Source organism: Acinetobacter baumannii (genome assembly GCF_009759685.1).
Taxonomy (GTDB): domain Bacteria; phylum Pseudomonadota; class Gammaproteobacteria; order Pseudomonadales; family Moraxellaceae; genus Acinetobacter; species Acinetobacter baumannii.
Genome location: NZ_CP046654.1, coordinates 367436 through 384614 on the forward strand (window position 1 = coordinate 367436; position 17179 = coordinate 384614).

At 39.6% G+C, this 17179-nt stretch carries 18 protein-coding genes; 12 read left to right on the forward strand and 6 right to left on the reverse strand.

All coding sequences use genetic code 11. The features are described from left to right. Positions 1-18: 18 nt before the first annotated feature. The 4 genes from cysT to GO593_RS01835 all read left to right on the forward strand — a co-directional run bounded on the left by cysT (position 19) and on the right by GO593_RS01835 (position 3801). On the forward strand, positions 19-852 hold the full coding sequence (cysT, locus tag GO593_RS01820; RefSeq protein WP_000083115.1) for a sulfate ABC transporter permease subunit CysT: 834 nt from the start codon (positions 19-21) through the stop codon (positions 850-852). Then, positions 849-1733 carry a sulfate ABC transporter permease subunit CysW gene (cysW, locus tag GO593_RS01825; RefSeq protein WP_001048807.1) on the forward strand — a complete coding sequence of 295 codons (885 nt, stop codon included), beginning with the start codon at positions 849-851 and terminating at the stop codon, positions 1731-1733. Before cysT ends, cysW begins: the two co-directional genes overlap by 4 nt. An 11-nt stretch (positions 1734-1744) precedes the next feature. Then, positions 1745-2806 (forward strand): sulfate/molybdate ABC transporter ATP-binding protein, encoded by a 1062-nt coding sequence (locus GO593_RS01830; RefSeq protein ID WP_000027499.1) that lies wholly within the window; start codon positions 1745-1747, stop codon positions 2804-2806. 71 nt (positions 2807-2877) lie between these two features. Continuing rightward, entirely contained in the window at positions 2878-3801 is a 924-nt protein-coding gene (locus tag GO593_RS01835) for a CysB family HTH-type transcriptional regulator (RefSeq protein WP_001011052.1), read from the forward strand. 90 nt (positions 3802-3891) lie between these two features. Here the strand turns inward: GO593_RS01835 and carO are convergent, their stop codons facing one another. Beyond that, on the reverse strand, positions 3892-4641 hold the full coding sequence (gene carO / locus GO593_RS01840; RefSeq protein ID WP_000866529.1) for an ornithine uptake porin CarO type 1: 750 nt from the start codon (positions 4639-4641) through the stop codon (positions 3892-3894). A gap of 294 nt (positions 4642-4935) precedes the next feature. Between carO and dapD the strand changes: the two genes are divergently transcribed. The 7 genes from dapD to GO593_RS01875 all read left to right on the forward strand — a co-directional run bounded on the left by dapD (position 4936) and on the right by GO593_RS01875 (position 9639). Then, on the forward strand, positions 4936-5757 hold the full coding sequence (gene dapD / locus GO593_RS01845) for a 2,3,4,5-tetrahydropyridine-2,6-dicarboxylate N-succinyltransferase (protein WP_000080867.1): 822 nt from the start codon (positions 4936-4938) through the stop codon (positions 5755-5757). 78 nt (positions 5758-5835) lie between these two features. Then, positions 5836-6546, forward strand: a complete 711-nt coding sequence (queE, locus tag GO593_RS01850; RefSeq protein ID WP_000157723.1) for a 7-carboxy-7-deazaguanine synthase QueE — start codon at positions 5836-5838, stop codon at positions 6544-6546. A gap of 40 nt (positions 6547-6586) precedes the next feature. Then, positions 6587-7258, forward strand: a complete 672-nt coding sequence (gene queC, locus GO593_RS01855) for a 7-cyano-7-deazaguanine synthase QueC (RefSeq protein WP_001247780.1) — start codon at positions 6587-6589, stop codon at positions 7256-7258. Between the two features lie 13 nt (positions 7259-7271). Continuing rightward, positions 7272-7688: a hypothetical protein gene (locus GO593_RS01860; RefSeq protein WP_000771345.1), complete on the forward strand. Its 417-nt coding sequence runs from the start codon at positions 7272-7274 to the stop codon at positions 7686-7688. A gap of 90 nt (positions 7689-7778) precedes the next feature. Next, on the forward strand, positions 7779-8465 hold the full coding sequence (locus tag GO593_RS01865; RefSeq protein ID WP_001157851.1) for a Dph6-related ATP pyrophosphatase: 687 nt from the start codon (positions 7779-7781) through the stop codon (positions 8463-8465). A gap of 17 nt (positions 8466-8482) precedes the next feature. Then, entirely contained in the window at positions 8483-8944 is a 462-nt protein-coding gene (locus tag GO593_RS01870; protein WP_001293529.1) for a peroxiredoxin, read from the forward strand. Positions 8945-9069: 125 nt separating this feature from the next. After that, positions 9070-9639, forward strand: coding sequence for a CAP domain-containing protein (locus GO593_RS01875; protein WP_001050707.1), 570 nt, complete (start codon positions 9070-9072; stop codon positions 9637-9639). Between the two features lie 71 nt (positions 9640-9710). Here the strand turns inward: GO593_RS01875 and GO593_RS01880 are convergent, their stop codons facing one another. Then, complete coding sequence (locus GO593_RS01880) at positions 9711-10301, reverse strand: nicotinate-nicotinamide nucleotide adenylyltransferase (protein WP_001991184.1); 591 nt, start codon at positions 10299-10301, stop codon at positions 9711-9713. A gap of 109 nt (positions 10302-10410) precedes the next feature. Between GO593_RS01880 and GO593_RS01885 the strand changes: the two genes are divergently transcribed. After that, a complete protein-coding gene (locus GO593_RS01885) occupies positions 10411-11211 on the forward strand; it encodes an enoyl-CoA hydratase-related protein (protein ID WP_000175547.1) in 801 nt (266 codons plus the stop codon). Here GO593_RS01885 and GO593_RS01890 read toward each other — a convergent pair. The 4 genes from GO593_RS01890 to purL all read right to left on the reverse strand — a co-directional run bounded on the left by GO593_RS01890 (position 11208) and on the right by purL (position 17041). Next, entirely contained in the window at positions 11208-11525 is a 318-nt protein-coding gene (locus GO593_RS01890; protein ID WP_000916029.1) for a YqfO family protein, read from the reverse strand. The two genes, GO593_RS01885 and GO593_RS01890, sit on opposite strands and share 4 nt — an antisense overlap. Positions 11526-11593: 68 nt before the next feature. Beyond that, positions 11594-11719, reverse strand: a complete 126-nt coding sequence (locus GO593_RS19310; RefSeq protein ID WP_000977276.1) for a KGW motif small protein — start codon at positions 11717-11719, stop codon at positions 11594-11596. A 200-nt stretch (positions 11720-11919) separates the two neighbouring features. Beyond that, on the reverse strand, positions 11920-13125 hold the full coding sequence (locus GO593_RS01895) for a multidrug effflux MFS transporter (protein WP_000836943.1): 1206 nt from the start codon (positions 13123-13125) through the stop codon (positions 11920-11922). Positions 13126-13207: 82 nt separating this feature from the next. Next, complete coding sequence (purL, locus tag GO593_RS01900) at positions 13208-17041, reverse strand: phosphoribosylformylglycinamidine synthase (protein WP_000471083.1); 3834 nt, start codon at positions 17039-17041, stop codon at positions 13208-13210. Positions 17042-17179 lie beyond the last annotated feature (138 nt).

The following is a 17179-nucleotide window of genomic DNA, read 5'->3' on the forward strand; positions in this document are numbered from 1 at the left end:
TCTCTTTGAGGAAATATCATGTCGCAGCGATCCCGAGTGCTGCCTGGGTTTGGTCTATCATTGGGCTTCACCCTCGCTTACGTTTCTTTTATTGTGCTTATTCCATTAGCCGCAGTCTTTATCAAATCATTTGGAATCGGATGGGACGGACTATGGGAAATTTTAACCTCTGAGCGTATTTTAAAATCGCTTCAACTCAGCTTTAGTTCAGCCTTAATTGCGGCGTTTATTAATGTTGTTTTTGGGCTACTTTTAGCTTGGTGCCTTGTCCGTTATAACTTTCCCGGAAAGCGTCTGGTTGATGCCTTAGTGGACTTACCTTTTGCACTTCCAACAGCGGTTGCAGGCATTGCGTTGACCTCACTCTATGCGCCTACAGGCTGGATCGGTCAATATTTAGAACCACTTGGTATTCAGGTTGCATATACCCCTATCGGGATTACGCTAGCTTTAGTGTTTATCGGTATTCCTTTTATTGTTCGAACCGTTCAACCGGTATTAAGTGATATTGAAACTGAACTTGAAGAGGCAGCTTCCGCACTCGGTGCAAATCGTTGGCAGACCATTACTAAAATTATTTTACCAATATTACTCCCCGCCCTATTTACAGGCTTTGCTTTAGCGTTTGCTCGCGGTGTAGGTGAATATGGTTCTGTAATTTTCATTGCAGGTAACCAGCCGTTTAAAACTGAAATTGCTCCGCTTATGATCATTTCTCGCCTAGAAGAATATGACTATGCAGGTGCCACGACTATTGCAGCAGTGATGTTGGTTCTCTCTTTCATTATTTTATTTGTCATTAACTTACTTCAAGCATGGGCAAACCGTCGTACAGGGAGAAATGTCACATGAACCTACATACCGACAGCAATGCACTTGCCTTGAAATTGCAATCTCGTGACGCGACACGTGAACCAACCTGGGTACGTTATACGCTCATTACAATTGCACTGATTTTTTTCCTTAGCTGCCTCATGCTGCCACTTATTCTGGTTTTTGTTGAAGCATTTAAACAAGGCCTTGAAGTCTATGTTCAAGCTTTAATTGATCCAGATACATTATCAGCAGTGAAATTAACACTATTGACCGCAGCAATTGCCGTTCCGATTAATGTGATATTTGGTGTTGCCGCTGCATGGGCTGTTTCCAAATTTCAGTTTAAAGGTAAAGCAATTTTAACCACCATTATTGATATGCCTTTTTCGGTTTCACCTGTTATTGCAGGTTTAATGATTGTACTGATTTTCGGTGCTCAAGGCTGGTTAGGCGGTTGGCTCATGGAACATGACATCAAGATTCTATATGCCGTACCTGCCATTGTTTTAGCGACCATCTTTATTACAGTTCCATTTGTGGCGCGTGAGTTAATTCCACTTATGGAAGCGCAAGGAACTGAAGAAGAGGAAGCAGCGATTGTACTCGGTGCCTCAGGTTGGCAAACCTTTTGGAAAGTCACACTCCCTAACATTAAATGGGGTCTGATTTACGGCGTGATTTTGTGTAATGCCCGTGCAATGGGTGAGTTTGGGGCAGTATCAGTAGTTTCCGGCCACATCCGTGGTGAGACCAATACCCTGCCTCTACATGTCGAAATTTTATATAACGAGTACACCTTTAGTGCAGCTTTTGCGGTGTCCTCACTACTTGCTTTCTTGGCACTATTAACACTGATTTTAAAAACCTGGTTAGAACTACATCAAGACAAACCAGAACCGCATTCAACTGATTCGTAAGGAATGAAATCATGAGTATTCAAGTTAAAAATATTGAAAAACACTTTGGTGCATTCCATGCGCTTAAAAATATTTCACTCGATTTCCCAGAGGGTGAACTGGTTGCCTTACTCGGCCCATCTGGCTGCGGTAAAACGACGCTACTTCGTATTATTGCGGGTTTAGAATCAGCAGATGGTGGTCAAGTCTTACTAGAAGGCGAAGATGCAACCAATGTACATGTCCGTGAACGTCAGGTCGGTTTTGTTTTTCAGCACTATGCTTTATTCCGTCATATGACCGTATTTGACAATATTGCTTTTGGTTTACGTGTCCGTCCTCGTGCCACACGCCCATCGGAAGCCGAAATTAAAAAACGTGTGACTCGTCTGCTTGATTTGGTTCAATTGGGCTTTTTAGCAGACCGTTACCCAGCCCAGCTTTCTGGTGGTCAACGCCAACGTATTGCCTTAGCTCGTGCACTTGCCGTGGAACCTCGTGTGTTATTGCTTGATGAACCATTTGGTGCACTAGATGCTAAGGTTCGTAAAGAATTACGCCGCTGGTTACGTAACTTGCATGATGAGCTGCATATCACTTCAATTTTCGTAACCCATGACCAAGAAGAGGCACTTGAAGTAGCCGACCAAATTATTGTGATGAATAAAGGTAACGTCGAACAAATTGGTTCTCCGCGCGAAGTTTACGAAAAACCTGCAACGCCATTTGTATTTGATTTCTTGGGTCAAGCAAATCGTTTTGAAGGTGAACATGCAAGCGGTATTATCCGTATTGGCAATGATCGTATCGAATTACCGACCACAGTTCAGGCACCGCAAGGAAAAGTAATTGCTTTTGCCCGTCCGGATGAGTTACATATTCATGCGCAACCACAGGCAAATACAATTGAAGCAACTTTTGTACGTGAAGTCTGGATTGCTGGAAAAGTAGTGGCGGAATTACAAGATCGTAATGGACGTTTAATTGAGATTGCTCTGAGCAGTGAAGCTGCAAAACAACATGCATTTAAACCAAATCAAACTGTTTGGGTAAGTGCATCTCAACTTCACCTATTTGCAGATCAAGTTGCTTAAGGAATTATTTGGTGAGGAGCCATCTCGCGGTATTTAAAGCCGTTCCTCACCTCTTTTGAGGAAAAGTGTAAATGAACTTTCAACAATTAAGAATTATCCGAGAAACAGTACGCCAAAACTTTAATTTAACGGAAGCATCTGCCGCGTTATACACCTCTCAATCAGGTGTAAGTAAACATATTAAAGATTTAGAAGATGAATTAGGCGTACAACTTTTCGTCCGTAAAGGTAAACGTCTGCTGGGTTTAACTGAACCCGGTCAATCACTCCTTAGCATTGTAGAACGCATGCTTGTAGATGCTGAAAATATTAAACGTCTTGCCGATGACTTTAATAAAGTGGACGAAGGTACTTTAACGATTGCAACAACACATACTCAAGCACGTTATGTATTACCACCAATCGTCAATCAATTTAAGAAACTATTTCCAAAAGTTCATTTGATTTTGCAACAAGCAAGCCCTGTCGAAATTGCAGAAATGCTTTTACAAGGTGAAGCTGATATTGGCATCGCGACAGAGTCTTTAACAACTGAAGAAAATTTAGCAAGCATTCCATATTATCAATGGCAGCACAGCATTATTACTCCTCAAGATCACCCACTTACACAGCTCGATAAAATTGATCTTGATGCTTTATCTGAATACCCACTGATTACTTATCACGGCGGTTTTACAGGTCGTTCAAAGATCGATAAAGCATTTGAAGATGCACAAATTGATGCCGATATTGTAATGTCTGCTCTTGATGCCGATGTTATCAAAACTTACGTTGAACTCGGCATGGGCGTTGGAATTGTCAATGATGTCGCTTACGATGCAGAACGTGACTATCGTTTAAAACAAATTAAAACTGATATCTTTGGTGTCAACACCACATGGATTGCTGTTCGCAAAGGCCATTTATTACGTGGTTATGGTTATGAGTTTATTTCTTTATGCTCACCTGATGCTGACATTAAAGCATTGAAAAAAATTGCCTATCCAGATGAATAAAGTTTAAGAACAAAATAAAAGAGCTACTTATGTAGCTCTTTTATTTTTAGATATAAAAAAACGAGCCGAAGCTCGTTTTTTTACTATTTATTACCAGTAGAAGTTTACACCAACTTTACCAACTGGCATCCATTCGTATTTATTATCGTTACGAATTTCATTTGCTTCTTTATCAACCGCATCCTGAGCAGATGTTGGGTTACCAGTTACAGGAGCAAGATTATACTGAGTTAACTCAACTTTTGGATTACCAGTATAGTAAGCACCTACTTCACCAAATACACCCCAGTTTTTGCTAATCTTTGGAGCAAAACCAAAACCTAAATATGGAGCGATGTCATTTTTGTAAGACATTTTACCTCTTACACCGCCCTCTTGACCAGGAACTGCTTGTTGATAGTTTTTACCATCAATTGATAAGGTATCACCATTACCAATACGTTTAGCAAGGTCATAATCATTATCTAAGTAAGCCGCACCTGCAGCTATATATAGGCCTTGAGCCCATGGATTTGTGCTGGCACCCCAAGGACGAATTTCAGCATTTAGATAGACATTGTTATTATCCATGTCTAAATCATACTTAGTGCCATTTACTGAAACATCATCTGTCCAAGAAATGTCACCGCCGTTATAACCCAATGCTAAACCTACATATGGGTTTGCTTGCCATAACAAAGCACCACCGTAACCTGTAGTACCTACTTCAGCACGAGCGCCTACTGGAATTAATTGGTTTTTATCGAATGCATAGCTGTCATGAACAACAGCTTCATCCGCCATTGCAGCACCAGCAGCAAGTAAAGCTGTAGTTGTCACTAAAACACGTAATACTTTCATCGTTTTCTCCTTAAGAAAAGGCTCTGTTTTTAATTTATTCAGCTTGTGACAAAAATTATATTCAAGAGCATAGATTCTTTTTTATACAAAAACTGCTAGATTTCTGTTATTTTTTGATACAAATTGAGTTAAATTTTTATTTTCAAATCATTTTTGTGTAAAAAACACTTGATTATCTAATAAGCTTATTTTGGTTTAACTCATTTATACCTCAATTAAACGTAACACGTTTTTTCAAAGATTCTTGTCACAAATTAGTGTAAAATCTTTAAAATTTTTTATGGAAGGAAGATCATGTCTCAGCTTTCTACGATCATTGAGCAAGCATTTGAAGACCGCGCAAATTTCACTGCAGCAGATTGCCCAAGCGAAATTCGCCAAGCTGTTGAAGAAGCAATTGCTGGTTTAGATAACGGTACACTTCGAGTTGCAGAAAAAATCAATGGTGAATGGGTTGTTCATCAATGGTTAAAAAAAGCTGTTTTATTATCATTTAAACTTAATGACAATAAACCAATCGAGTCATGTGATCTTCGTTTCTACGACAAAGTTGAAACTAAATTCTCTGGTTGGACTGAAGAGCAATTTAAAGCTGCGGGTGTTCGTGTTGTTCCTCCTGCTGTTGCTCGTCGTGGTAGTTTCCAAGCTAAAAATGTGGTGTTAATGCCATCTTATGTCAACATTGGTGCTTACGTAGATGAAGGCACAATGGTTGATACATGGGCAACTGTAGGTTCATGTGCTCAAATCGGTAAAAACGTTCACTTATCAGGTGGTGTTGGTATCGGTGGTGTTTTAGAACCATTACAAGCTAACCCAACCATTATTGAAGACAACTGTTTTATCGGCGCACGTTCTGAAATCGTTGAAGGTGTTATTGTCGAAGAAGGCTCTGTTATTTCTATGGGTGTTTATATCGGTCAATCTACACGTATTTATGATCGTGAGACTGGTGAAATCCATTATGGCCGTGTTCCTGCTGGCTCAGTTGTTGTACCAGGTAACTTACCGTCAGCTGATGGTAAATACAGCTTATACGCTGCAATTATCGTGAAAAAAGTTGATGCACAAACACGTGCAAAAACAAGTTTGAACGATTTGTTACGCGCTGACTAATTTCAGTTTGATCAAACATCTCTACGATCAACACTGATCGTAGAGATTTTATTTTTTATATAGTGTGGTATTTCTAGAATGGCTTCCTTACGTTCCTCTGCAATTCCTGTCTCTGACCCTGCGTCCGGTCTACGCATTACCGAGATTTTTTACTCCTTGCAGGGTGAAGCAAATGCCTCTGGCCTACCGACTGTATTTATTCGTCTCACAGGTTGCCCTTTACGTTGTAGTTATTGCGACACCACTTATTCTTTTGAAGGTGGCGAACGCTTATCACTTGAGCACATTATTGAAACGGCTGAAAAATATCAAACGCCTTATATTTGTGTAACAGGCGGTGAACCCCTAGCACAACCCAATTGCTTAATTTTATTACAAGGTTTATGTGACGCTGGTTTTGACGTTTCCCTAGAAACCAGTGGCGCTCTTGATGTATCAAGAGTGGATCCGCGTGTTTCAAAAGTCCTCGACTTAAAGACTCCAACTTCTGGTGAAGAACACCGTAATCTCATCAGTAATCTTGACCATTTAACACCGCGTGACCAAATCAAATTTGTGATTTGTAATCGTGAAGACTATGAATGGTCAAAACAACAAGTTGAACAATATCAACTGCAAACCAAAGTCAGTACTGTCTGGTTCTCCCCTGCTTTTGCAGTTGAAAAAGGTGCTGTTGGCCTGCCACGTTTAGCACGTGATCTGGCACAGTGGATACTGGACGACAAACTGCCTGTACGTTTCCAGCTTCAGTTACATAAACTGCTCTGGAACGATGAATCAGGTCGCTAATCGTTCAATAAAATAAATCATTCCGAATATGGAGAAAAATATGCGCCCTCGTGCCATTGTTTTACTTTCAGGCGGCTTAGACTCAACCACTTGCCTAGCTTGGGCACAAGCGCGCTATGAATGTATTGCTATTAGTTTTATGTATGGTCAACGCTCAACCACTGAACTTGATGCTGCAAAAGCATTAGCTCAGCGTGCAGGTGTTGAACATCGTGTAATTAATATCGATTTAGCCAATTTAGGCGGGTCTGCACTTACAGATCATAACATTGCTGTACCAGAACAATTACAAGAAGGTATTCCTGTAACTTATGTACCAGCACGTAACACAATTTTCCTCTCTTATGCCTTAGCAGCTGCAGAAGTTTTCAATGCTGAAGCGATTGTTATTGGCATCAATGCCGTTGATTATTCAGGATATCCTGACTGTCGCCCAGAATTTATTGATGCTTTTGCCAATATGGCTCGTTTAGCAACTAAAGCTGGCGTGGAAGGAAAACCTCTTAAATTTGAAACACCCCTGTTACATTTATCCAAAGCGAATATTATACGTTTAGGGATTGAACATGGCGTAGACTATAGTCAAACGGTATCTTGCTACCAAGCAGATGCTCAAGGACGTGCGTGTGGTAAATGTGACAGTTGCCGTTTGCGTAAAGAAGGCTTTATCGATGCTGGTGTTACCGATCCAACACGCTATATACCGCAATAAGTAGGTAAAATTTATGAAGTTGTTAAAATCAAATCTTATTCTTTCATCTTTATTCTCAGCAGCTGCACTTATGGCTGGTTCAGCTCAAGCAGCTGAAAACCCAGTTCAAGCAGCATATAAAAGCACTAACGTTAAAGGTGCATTAATCAACGTTTGTAAAGACCAAACTGCAAAAGGCGGTAAATTAAGTTCAGCTGAAGTTAGCAAATTCTGTAGCTGCCAAGTTGAAGCGCAAGGTAAAGTGACTGAAGCACAAAAATGGGAAATTCAAAGCGCAATCAATGCGAAGAAAAGCCCAAGTTCTTTAGCTTTTGTACAACAGCAAAACCGTGACCTTAAAGCATGTTTCGGTCCTCAGTTAACAACTAAGCTTGAGAAACTAACTGAAGAAGCAATGAAAGCAGCTCAACAACAAGCTCCTAAAAAATAAGCTTTTGTTGCTCCAAATTAAGCCTGCATTTATGCAGGCTTTTTTATAGCTCTGTTAAAATGACACCGATCTCTTCATTCGAAATAAGTCATGCAGGAACAATGGAAAACTAACGCACATAACAGACCGTCAATTGTCTCCTTTAGTGGAGGTAAAGATAGCTCTCTTGCACTTTATCATGCCATGCAAACTGGTAACGTAATTGGTTTAATCGTTATGCTGGAAGAGCAAGGACAACGCTCCCGTTCACATGCAATGCCACTTGATATTATTCGGGCGCAAGCACAAGCAATTGGCTTACCTGTATTTATGGCATCTTCTAGCTGGAATGACTATGAAAATAAATTCATCAACTTATTAAATGAAGCCAAACAAAAAGGTGCTGAGGTACTGGTTACAGGTGATTTAGATATGCCGGAACATGGTTGTTGGCATGATCGTGTTACTAAAACAGTGGGCCTTAAATTAGGAATGCCGCTCTGGCTACGGCCCCATCGTGAAGTTGTTGAAGAATTTATTCAACTTGGATTTCAGAGTGTAGTTGTGACTGTAAACCTTAAACTCGGAATGAAGGTGGAAGATTTAGGTCAAGTGTTATCGTTAGAATATATACAGAAACTTGAAAACCGTGGAATTGATCCATGTGGAGAAGGTGGTGAATTTCATACCACTGTGATTGATGGTCCAATTTTTAACAAAGCTATTCCTGTAAGAAAGCTCGATATTGTTTATCATGAAGAATATGCTTTTTTACCACTTGAATTAGATCAAATTTAACTTTTAAAGGATAAGAAATGTCTGAGAATATTCAACTGCCAAATCAGGTTTTCCCAACCACACACGGCGAAGTTAATTTGGCTGAAGTCGATAATGAATGGCTGATTATTTACTTCTACCCTAAAGACTCAACGCCAGGCTGTACAACACAAGCTGTCGGCTTTTCTTGTTTAAAAGATCAATTTGATGCTTTAGGTGCTCGCATTTTTGGAGTATCACGCGACTCGGTAAAAGCCCATCAAAACTTTACAGAAAAGCAGGCACTGACAATCGATTTAATTAGTGACAAAGAAGAAGTACTTTGCAAACACTTTGATGTGATTAAAGAAAAGAATATGTATGGGAAAAAAGTAATGGGGATCGAACGCTCTACTTTTATTTTCCATAATAAAACCTTAGTTAAAAGTTACCGTAAGGTGAAAGCGGCCGGCCATGCTGAACAGGTTTTAGAAGATTTAAAAGCATTACAAACAGCTTAATTAATAAGCTTGGGTAACAAAAAAGCGAGTTGAATACTCGCTTTTTTACACGCACATAAATTGCTCAGCCATTTTAATTTGGCGTATGATAAAAATATTAAAATAACTCGAACTCAGGCATTGCTATGAATCTACTAAAAGTTTGTACTTTATTGCCTTGTAGCCTTGTTATTGCTGCCTGCTCCGTTAATTCATCAAGCACTCCTCCTACACTGAGCTCTTCTACACCACAAGTTCAAAAATCATCGATAGAAATAAGCTGCCAAGATTTACAAAATCCTGCTTACCGACAAGCTGTGCTTAATGCAATTAATCAAATTCGACAAGATTCTCGTCAATGTGGTCAGCAGTATTTTTCTGCAGCTAAACCTTTAAGCTGGAATAATAATTTATATCAAGGTGCAAATGCTCACTCTAAAGATATGGCAAATAACAACTTTCTTGGGCATGTTGGCTCAACAGGTTTAGATTTAAGAGCGAGATTAAAAAAATATCATATGCTGAGTAAAGCCAATGGTGAGAATGTCGCGAGTGGACAAAAAACTTTAAATGAGGTCATGGCTAAATGGATCGCCAGTCCTCTGCATTGCAGTAATATTATGAACCCTAGATATACCGAATATGCCATTGCATGTGCTTCTGACCAGTCTGCTAAACAAAAAAGCTATTGGACACAACAATTTGCAGGTTTTTAAAGTAGACTCAAAAAAGCATCAAAAAAATTCAATCTACTTTTAAAAACCAGAGATTCTTTAGTTAGATCGACTCATTCTTTATGAGACGACACGGTTTCCTCAATATTTGAATGGTCTGCCTGTAAAAACTTTTGCTGTAGCTGTAAATATAACGGTGTATTTTGGAATTCTTCCAAAAATTGAATAGTGCCTTTGGGAAATGCATCCGTTTTAATTTTGCCCTGATAGTAGGCTTCACGCATTGGAGTGGCAGAAATCGAATCTTTCAAGCTATCAAGTTCGACCATCACCCATTCTGGAAATAGTCGTAAATAATAAGATGACTCATCTTTGAAGTGGCCAATCAAACCAACTTTTGAGTTCGGTTCTATTACACCATTTACTAATGATTTAACCTGTTTTACCCACTTCTCATCATTATAAACATCAACCACATGTACAAAACGAATGCGCTTTTGCTCATCTAATGAAAAATTAGATAAAATCATTTGTTCTCGTTCAATTGCAAGAAACGGATTTTTTATATTACGTTCCATTTGGGCAGAACCTAAAGCCAAAATCACATAGCGACTTTGTTGCAGTGCAATTTCAATCGTTTGCATATGTGCCAAATGAAATGGCTGAAAACGACCTATAAAAACGAGATAGTCAAATGTATACATAATTAGTTTTTCACTTTTTATGAACTCACCAGTTACGCTCATTACAAAAAATATGCGCCATAATGAGAACCTAAAAATCAACAACGTGGTTTAAAGCAAGGATAGTACGATGACACTTAGCTGTATTCAACAACCTCATCAACATTTACAAGCAAATTTAGAAGGTGGCGTACTCACCTTAGCCATAAATCGCCCAGAAGCAAAAAATGCATTATATGGCGAACTTTACTTATGGATTGCCAAAGCACTTGATGAAGCCGACCAAAATAAAGATGTACGAGTAATCGTTCTACGTGGTGCCGAACATGATTTTACCGCTGGTAATGACATGAAAGATTTTATGGGTTTTGTACAAAATCCGAATGCTGGTCCAGCAGGTCAAGTTCCTCCATTTGTACTCCTTAAATCTGCTGCCAGATTATCGAAGCCGCTTATTATTGCAGTAAAAGGCGTGGCAATTGGTATTGGTGTTACGATTTTATTACAGGCAGACCTCGTTTTTGCCGACAATACGGCCCTCTTTCAAATTCCTTTTGTTAGCCTTGGGCTTTCTCCTGAAGGTGGTGCAAGTCAATTATTGGTTAAACAAGCTGGTTATCACAAAGCAGCTGAACTTCTGTTTACTGCGAAAAAGTTCAATGCAGAAACTGCTGTACAAGCTGGTTTAGTTAATGAAATCGTTGAAGATGCTTATGCCACTGCTCAGGCAACTGCCCAACACTTAACAGCTTTACCGCTTGCTTCATTAAAACAAACCAAAGCATTAATGAAACATGATTTAGATCAGATTATTGAATGTATTGACCATGAAGCAGAAATCTTTATGCAACGCGTTCAATCACCAGAAATGCTAGAAGCTGTGCAGGCATTTATGCAAAAACGTAAACCGGACTTTTCACAGTTTAATTAAAAATCAACTTCTATGATTTGAATAAACTCAAAGGCAGGCTCTTCGTAAGGATGGCTTGCCTTTAATGCTTTTGCCACTGCACTTGCCTTTTCTTCAAGCACAATCGTTTCAACACGCCATTCGTCAACTTGCTCAAGTTCACCTAGCTCTCCAATATAAGGGTCAGCTCCTTTAACTGGCTTGAATTGCCCTATTCCTTTAACTTGCCAAGCACATTGTTCATAGTTCCCTATCCCACCTGCTCCGGCCGCAAATATAGACTGTTTAGTCGACTCAAGATGTGACTCTGGTACGTAATAAATCAGCTTTAACATGAATAGAATGACTCAAAACTAGTAAATTTGCTTTAAATCATACCCTTTAAGAAGACTCCGAATCAAAGTCAGCTCATCATTGCTAAATAATTTGCTCCAATAAAAAGTATTTGTATGGCAAGCGCCAAGCCAAATAAACGCCAGCCTTTATCTCTTGTGTACATCGTTCTTATGTGATTTTTGTTTTTCATCATTTTGATCTCCGATTTTTATCGTTGTTACAGAGAAAGCAAAAATTGAACCAACAGCAATCCAAGCATAAGGGGTTAAATACACTTATGTCTATACTCTTATAGATTTTCTTAAAGTCCTTAAAAAACGTATTTTCTTACCTTTACTTTAAGTTTAAAGAAAATTTATCTAATTCAGTGAGCTATCATTATTCTGGATCATTTTAAACATTCGATTCCTTTAAATATCTGTTCTCATATACGGTCATCATAAATGCTAAACCACATAAAATGACAAAACCACAAGTCATTGGAATTAATGTGCCGTTATATAATTGCCCAATAATAGAGGCAAGAATAAGCGACAATACGGACGAAGCTGCACCAATAATAGCTGATGCCATACCAGCTACATGTCCCATAGGTTCCATTGCAATCGCGTTTAAATTACCAAATAAAGTTCCAAATAATAAAAATAAAATACAGGCATAAAGCATAAACATCCAAAATGCTACAGTCACACCTATAAGTTGAATCCCTAAGAAAATTAATGAAATTAAGCACAAACCGAGAAAGCCATAAATACAGATTGGACGCATACCAAACTTCATGACAATTTTAGAATTGGTAAATGAAGCAATGCCCATTACACCAGCAAGCACAGCAAAATAAGCACTAAACTCTTGCCCTGTTTTACCAAACTGCTGCATAAAAATTTGCTGAGAAGTACCTAAGTAACCAATAAATCCACCAAAGCAAAAGCCTGCACATAACAAATAGCTCATGGTGGTCTTATTACTTACAACTTCTTTGAACCCATCTTGAAATGCTTGTAACCGCATAGGTAAACGATTTTCAGGAAGTAACGTCTCTTCTAATCGTAAAGCGACCCACGCTCCAACGACAGTTGCATAGATCATGTATAAAACAAAAATATCACGCCAACCAAAGAAGTGAATAATGAGTTGTCCCAGACTTGGTGCAATCGCTGGAGCGACCATAAATACCATCATGATTAAGGACATAATACGGGCCATCTGAGCACCGCTGTATTTATCTCGCACAATGGAAATTGAGGCGACATAAGGACCTGAAACCCCAATACCCTGAATAAAGCGACCTACTAAAAACCATTCAAAACTTTGTGTGGTAAAGCACAATAAACTTCCCAAAAAGTAGATGATAATACCGGTAAATAAAATACGTTTTCGTCCAATCGCATCGGAAAGTGGTCCTGCAATCAACTGCCCTATTGTCATGCCGGAGAAAATACCAATAATGACCCACTGGGTCTGATTATTATTCTTTAATTCAAAAACTCGTCCAACCTCACCTAAAGCAGGCAACACCGCATCTATCGAAAAAGACACGATAGACATGAGTAATGCCATCAAAAGTGCAAACTCACGGAAATGGATTTTTGACTTCATTTTTCTTCTCTACTATTTATTCTATTCACATTGTACTACATACAAATAAGCCACCTTACGGTGGCTTATTTCATTTTTTATATTAACCAATAAACTTACGTGCGTTACGGAACATACGTAACCAAGCACCGTCTTCAGTCCACTCTTCTGGTTTCCAAGAATGCTGGATAGCACGGAAAGTACGCTCAGGGTGCGGCATCATAATCGTTGCGCGACCATCCTTAGACGTTACGCCCGTAATCGCTTCCGGTGAACCATTTGGGTTCAATGGATAATGTTGAGTTGGGTTACCGTGGCTGTCAACATAGCGCAATGCAACTTGATTCGCTGCATTTAAGCTTGCAATATCAGCTTCGCTAGCAACCGCACGGCCTTCACCATGTGCTACAGCAATCGGTAAAATTGAACCTTCCATACCATCAAGTAATACAGAAACTGATTTTTCAACACGAACGTTTACGCTACGTGCTTCAAAAACTTCTGACATATTGCGGTGGAAACGTGGCCAGTGTTCAGCACCCGGAATAAGTGGCGCTAATTGTGACAACATTTGGCAACCATTACAGATACCTAAGCTAAACGTACCTTCACGATGGAAGAATTGTTCAAACTGATCACGTAACTTCGCATTGAACAGAACTGATTTTGCCCAGCCACCGCCTGCACCCATTACGTCACCGTAAGAGAAACCGCCACAAGTCACTAAACCTTCGAAATCACTTAAGCTCACACGACCAGCAAGTAAATCGCTCATGTGTACGTCAATTGTGTTAAAGCCAACTTTATCGAAAGCTGCTGCCATTTCAATATGACCATTTACACCCTGCTCACGCAAGATTGCCATATTCGGACGACGGCTATTAATAAACGGTGCTTCGATAGGTTCATTTAAATCAAATGTAGGTTTTGCAATTAAACCTTGATGTGATTTATCAGTAATTAAAGCAAATTCTTGGTCAGCAGTTTCAACGTTATCACGTAAACGTTGGATCTGATGAGATACTTCAGACCAAGCCTGTTGTAACTCTGCACGCTCTAAAGTTAAGCCATTTACAGATAATTGATCAGTATTATTTACGCGACCAACTACTGCAATTGCATCTTTTAAGCTAGAAGCAGCAACTTCTGCTTGTAAAGCTTCCCAGTCAGCTGCTTTGATTTGAACTACTGCACCAATTTCTTCTGCAAATAAACCAGCAGTAGTCTGATCTTCTAATGCTACACCTAAACGCGAAGCGAACATCATTTCAGCTACAGTTGCGAGTAAACCACCATCACCGATGTCATGGTAAGCCTGAATCAAGCCACGGTTATTCCAGTCTTGAATTAAAGCAAAGAACGCTTTGAAGTCATCAAAACTATCAACATCTGGAGTGACTGAACCAATTGCTTTATATACTTGCGCAAGAATCGAACCACCTAAACGGAATTGTCCTTTAGATAAATCAATACGGACAAGTACTGAGTCTTCTAAATTCTTAAGTTCAGGTGTTAAAGTCTTACGAACATCAGCTACTGGAGCAAATGCAGTAATTACGCCAGTCATTGGAGATGTTACAGCTTTATCTTCACCGTTGTCGTTCCAAGTCGTACGCATTGAAAGTGAGTCTTTACCTACAGGAATCGCAATTCCCAAAGCAGGACACATTTCCATACCAATTGCTTTCACGCCTTCAAACAATGCTTGGTCTTCACCTTTTTGACCAGCAGCAGCCATCCAGTTTGCAGAAAGTTTGATATCGCTAATTTGTTCAATGTTTGCACATGCAATATTGGTAATTGCTTCAGCAACTGCCAAGCGAGCAGACGCTGCTGGATTTAACAATGCAACTGGTGGACGTTCACCCATTGCCATTGCTTCACCAGTGAAGCCTTGTAAGCTGGTAGTCGTTACTGCTGCATCTGCAACAGGAATCTGCCAACGACCAACCATTTGGTCACGTGCAACCATACCTGTAATTGAACGGTCACCAATGGTGATCAAGAATGATTTAGACGCAACTGTAGGATTTTTCAATACACGGAAAATCGCATCTTTCAAATCAACTTTTGAAGCGTCAAATTCGTTGCCTTTACGTTCAATTGTTTCATAAGAACGTTGCATACGCGGTGTACCACCAAGCATCACTTGCATTGGGATATCAACTGCGTTGTTTTGGAACAATGGATCTTCAACAGTTAAGTGACGAGCTTCAGTTGCTTCACCTAACACGGCAAATGGACAACGTTCACGAGCACAGATTGATTCGAACTGTTCTAAAGACTCTGGACGAATTGCAAGAACATAACGCTCTTGTGCTTCATTTGACCAGATTTCCATTGGGCTCATGCCCGGCTCTAATGAAGGAATCTTACGAAGGTTAAGAACTGCACCTAACTCATGATCGTTTACAAGCTCAGGCATTGCATTTGATAAACCACCAGCACCTACGTCATGAATAGACACGATTGGGTTGAAGTCTTCTAAACGCCAGCAAGTATCAATCACTTCTTGACAACGGCGTTCCATTTCTGGGTTTTCACGTTGTACAGATGCGAAATCAAGGCTTTCACCCATTGTACCGCTGTCTACTGAAGAAGCAGCACCACCACCAAGACCGATTAACATTGCAGGGCCACCCAATACAATGAGCAAGTCACCCGGTTGAATCGCATCTTTTTCTACATGGTCAGGACGAATGTTACCGTAACCACCCGCGATCATGATTGGCTTATGGAAGCCCTTCACTTCACCATTTACGTTTTGTTCGAAAGTACGGAAATAACCATTTAATGCAGGACGGCCAAATTCATTGTTAAATGCCGCGCCACCTAATGGACCTTCAATCATAATTTGTAATGGCGATGCCATACGTGAAGGTTTACCGTAGTTTTCTTCCCAAGGTTGTTCAAAACCAGGAATATTTAAGTTAGAAACTGTAAAGCCTGTTAAACCTGCTTTCGGTTTACCACCACGACCAGTTGCACCTTCATCACGGATTTCACCGCCTGAACCTGTTGCTGCACCAGCAAATGGAGAAATTGCTGTTGGGTGGTTGTGAGTTTCAACCTTCATTAAAATGTGAGCAGCTTGGCTCTTATATTTGTAAACAAAATGACCGTTTTCATCTGCTTTCGGATAAAAACGCATCGTGTCATAACCAACAATTACAGATGCGTTATCTTTATATGCTGATAACACGTCAGTTGGAGACTCTTTATAAGTGTTTTTAATCATTTGGAACAATGATAATGGTTGTTTTTCACCATCAATTGTCCATTCAGAACCGAAGATTTTATGACGACAGTGTTCAGAGTTTGCTTGTGCAAACATCATCAACTCGATGTCATTTGGGTTACGACCAAGTCGAGTAAATGCTTCAGTTAAATAATCAATTTCTTGTTCAGATAACGCAAAACCAAATTCGTTGTTGGCTTTTACTAATGCTTTTTTACCTTGACCTAAAATATCAATTGAATTTAAAGGTTTTGGTGCTGTTTCTGAAAACAGTGCTTTTGCATCTTCAATTTGTGCAAAAACAGTTTCAGTCATACGGTCATGAAGTACTTGTTTTACTTCATTAGAAATTTCAGAAACACCTTTTAAGGTAAATAAAAGACCACGTTCTAAACGGTGAACTGGCGTATTACAGTTTTTGAAAATGTCAGTCGCTTTAGATGACCAAGGTGAAATCGTACCCACACGTGGTGTTACTAAAATCTGAATCTCATCACTTGCAGGTTGACGAAGTTCAAAAGACTCACCGTCATTTAATAATTGCAAAGCAGATTGATGTTGCTGCTCGTTGAGCGCTTGATCAAACAAATAGACCCATTGGCTGTCAAAAGATTGAACAGAACTAATTGACGATAAACGTGTTAATAGTTGAGCTTTCTTAAAAGAAGAATGTGCTGCTGCACCGGCCACGATAAACATGTTGATTTTGGCTCCACGGGCAGGTCTTGTGAACCTTACCGCAATGTGACTTTAGAGAGAGCGCATATTCTACTGTGTCTTGCTAAAATCAGCTAGATGTAGAATCAGTATTCTGTAACCTAATTCTGCAAGAAGTGA

Excerpts from the sequence above, each read along its gene's own strand:
- cysT (WP_000083115.1), top strand. The coding sequence starts at position 19 with ATGTCGCAGCGATCCCGAGTGCTGCCTGGGTTTGGTCTATCATTGGGC.
- cysW (WP_001048807.1), top strand. The coding sequence starts at position 849 with ATGAACCTACATACCGACAGCAATGCACTTGCCTTGAAATTGCAATCT.
- GO593_RS01830 (WP_000027499.1), top strand. The coding sequence starts at position 1,745 with ATGAGTATTCAAGTTAAAAATATTGAAAAACACTTTGGTGCATTCCAT.
- GO593_RS01835 (WP_001011052.1), top strand. The coding sequence starts at position 2,878 with ATGAACTTTCAACAATTAAGAATTATCCGAGAAACAGTACGCCAAAAC.
- carO (WP_000866529.1), bottom strand. The coding sequence starts at position 4,641 with ATGAAAGTATTACGTGTTTTAGTGACAACTACAGCTTTACTTGCTGCT.
- dapD (WP_000080867.1), top strand. The coding sequence starts at position 4,936 with ATGTCTCAGCTTTCTACGATCATTGAGCAAGCATTTGAAGACCGCGCA.
- queE (WP_000157723.1), top strand. The coding sequence starts at position 5,836 with ATGGCTTCCTTACGTTCCTCTGCAATTCCTGTCTCTGACCCTGCGTCC.
- queC (WP_001247780.1), top strand. The coding sequence starts at position 6,587 with ATGCGCCCTCGTGCCATTGTTTTACTTTCAGGCGGCTTAGACTCAACC.
- GO593_RS01860 (WP_000771345.1), top strand. The coding sequence starts at position 7,272 with ATGAAGTTGTTAAAATCAAATCTTATTCTTTCATCTTTATTCTCAGCA.
- GO593_RS01865 (WP_001157851.1), top strand. The coding sequence starts at position 7,779 with ATGCAGGAACAATGGAAAACTAACGCACATAACAGACCGTCAATTGTC.
- GO593_RS01870 (WP_001293529.1), top strand. The coding sequence starts at position 8,483 with ATGTCTGAGAATATTCAACTGCCAAATCAGGTTTTCCCAACCACACAC.
- GO593_RS01875 (WP_001050707.1), top strand. The coding sequence starts at position 9,070 with ATGAATCTACTAAAAGTTTGTACTTTATTGCCTTGTAGCCTTGTTATT.
- GO593_RS01880 (WP_001991184.1), bottom strand. The coding sequence starts at position 10,301 with ATGTATACATTTGACTATCTCGTTTTTATAGGTCGTTTTCAGCCATTT.
- GO593_RS01885 (WP_000175547.1), top strand. The coding sequence starts at position 10,411 with ATGACACTTAGCTGTATTCAACAACCTCATCAACATTTACAAGCAAAT.
- GO593_RS01890 (WP_000916029.1), bottom strand. The coding sequence starts at position 11,525 with ATGTTAAAGCTGATTTATTACGTACCAGAGTCACATCTTGAGTCGACT.
- GO593_RS19310 (WP_000977276.1), bottom strand. The coding sequence starts at position 11,719 with ATGATGAAAAACAAAAATCACATAAGAACGATGTACACAAGAGATAAA.
- GO593_RS01895 (WP_000836943.1), bottom strand. The coding sequence starts at position 13,125 with ATGAAGTCAAAAATCCATTTCCGTGAGTTTGCACTTTTGATGGCATTA.
- purL (WP_000471083.1), bottom strand. The coding sequence starts at position 17,041 with ATGTTTATCGTGGCCGGTGCAGCAGCACATTCTTCTTTTAAGAAAGCT.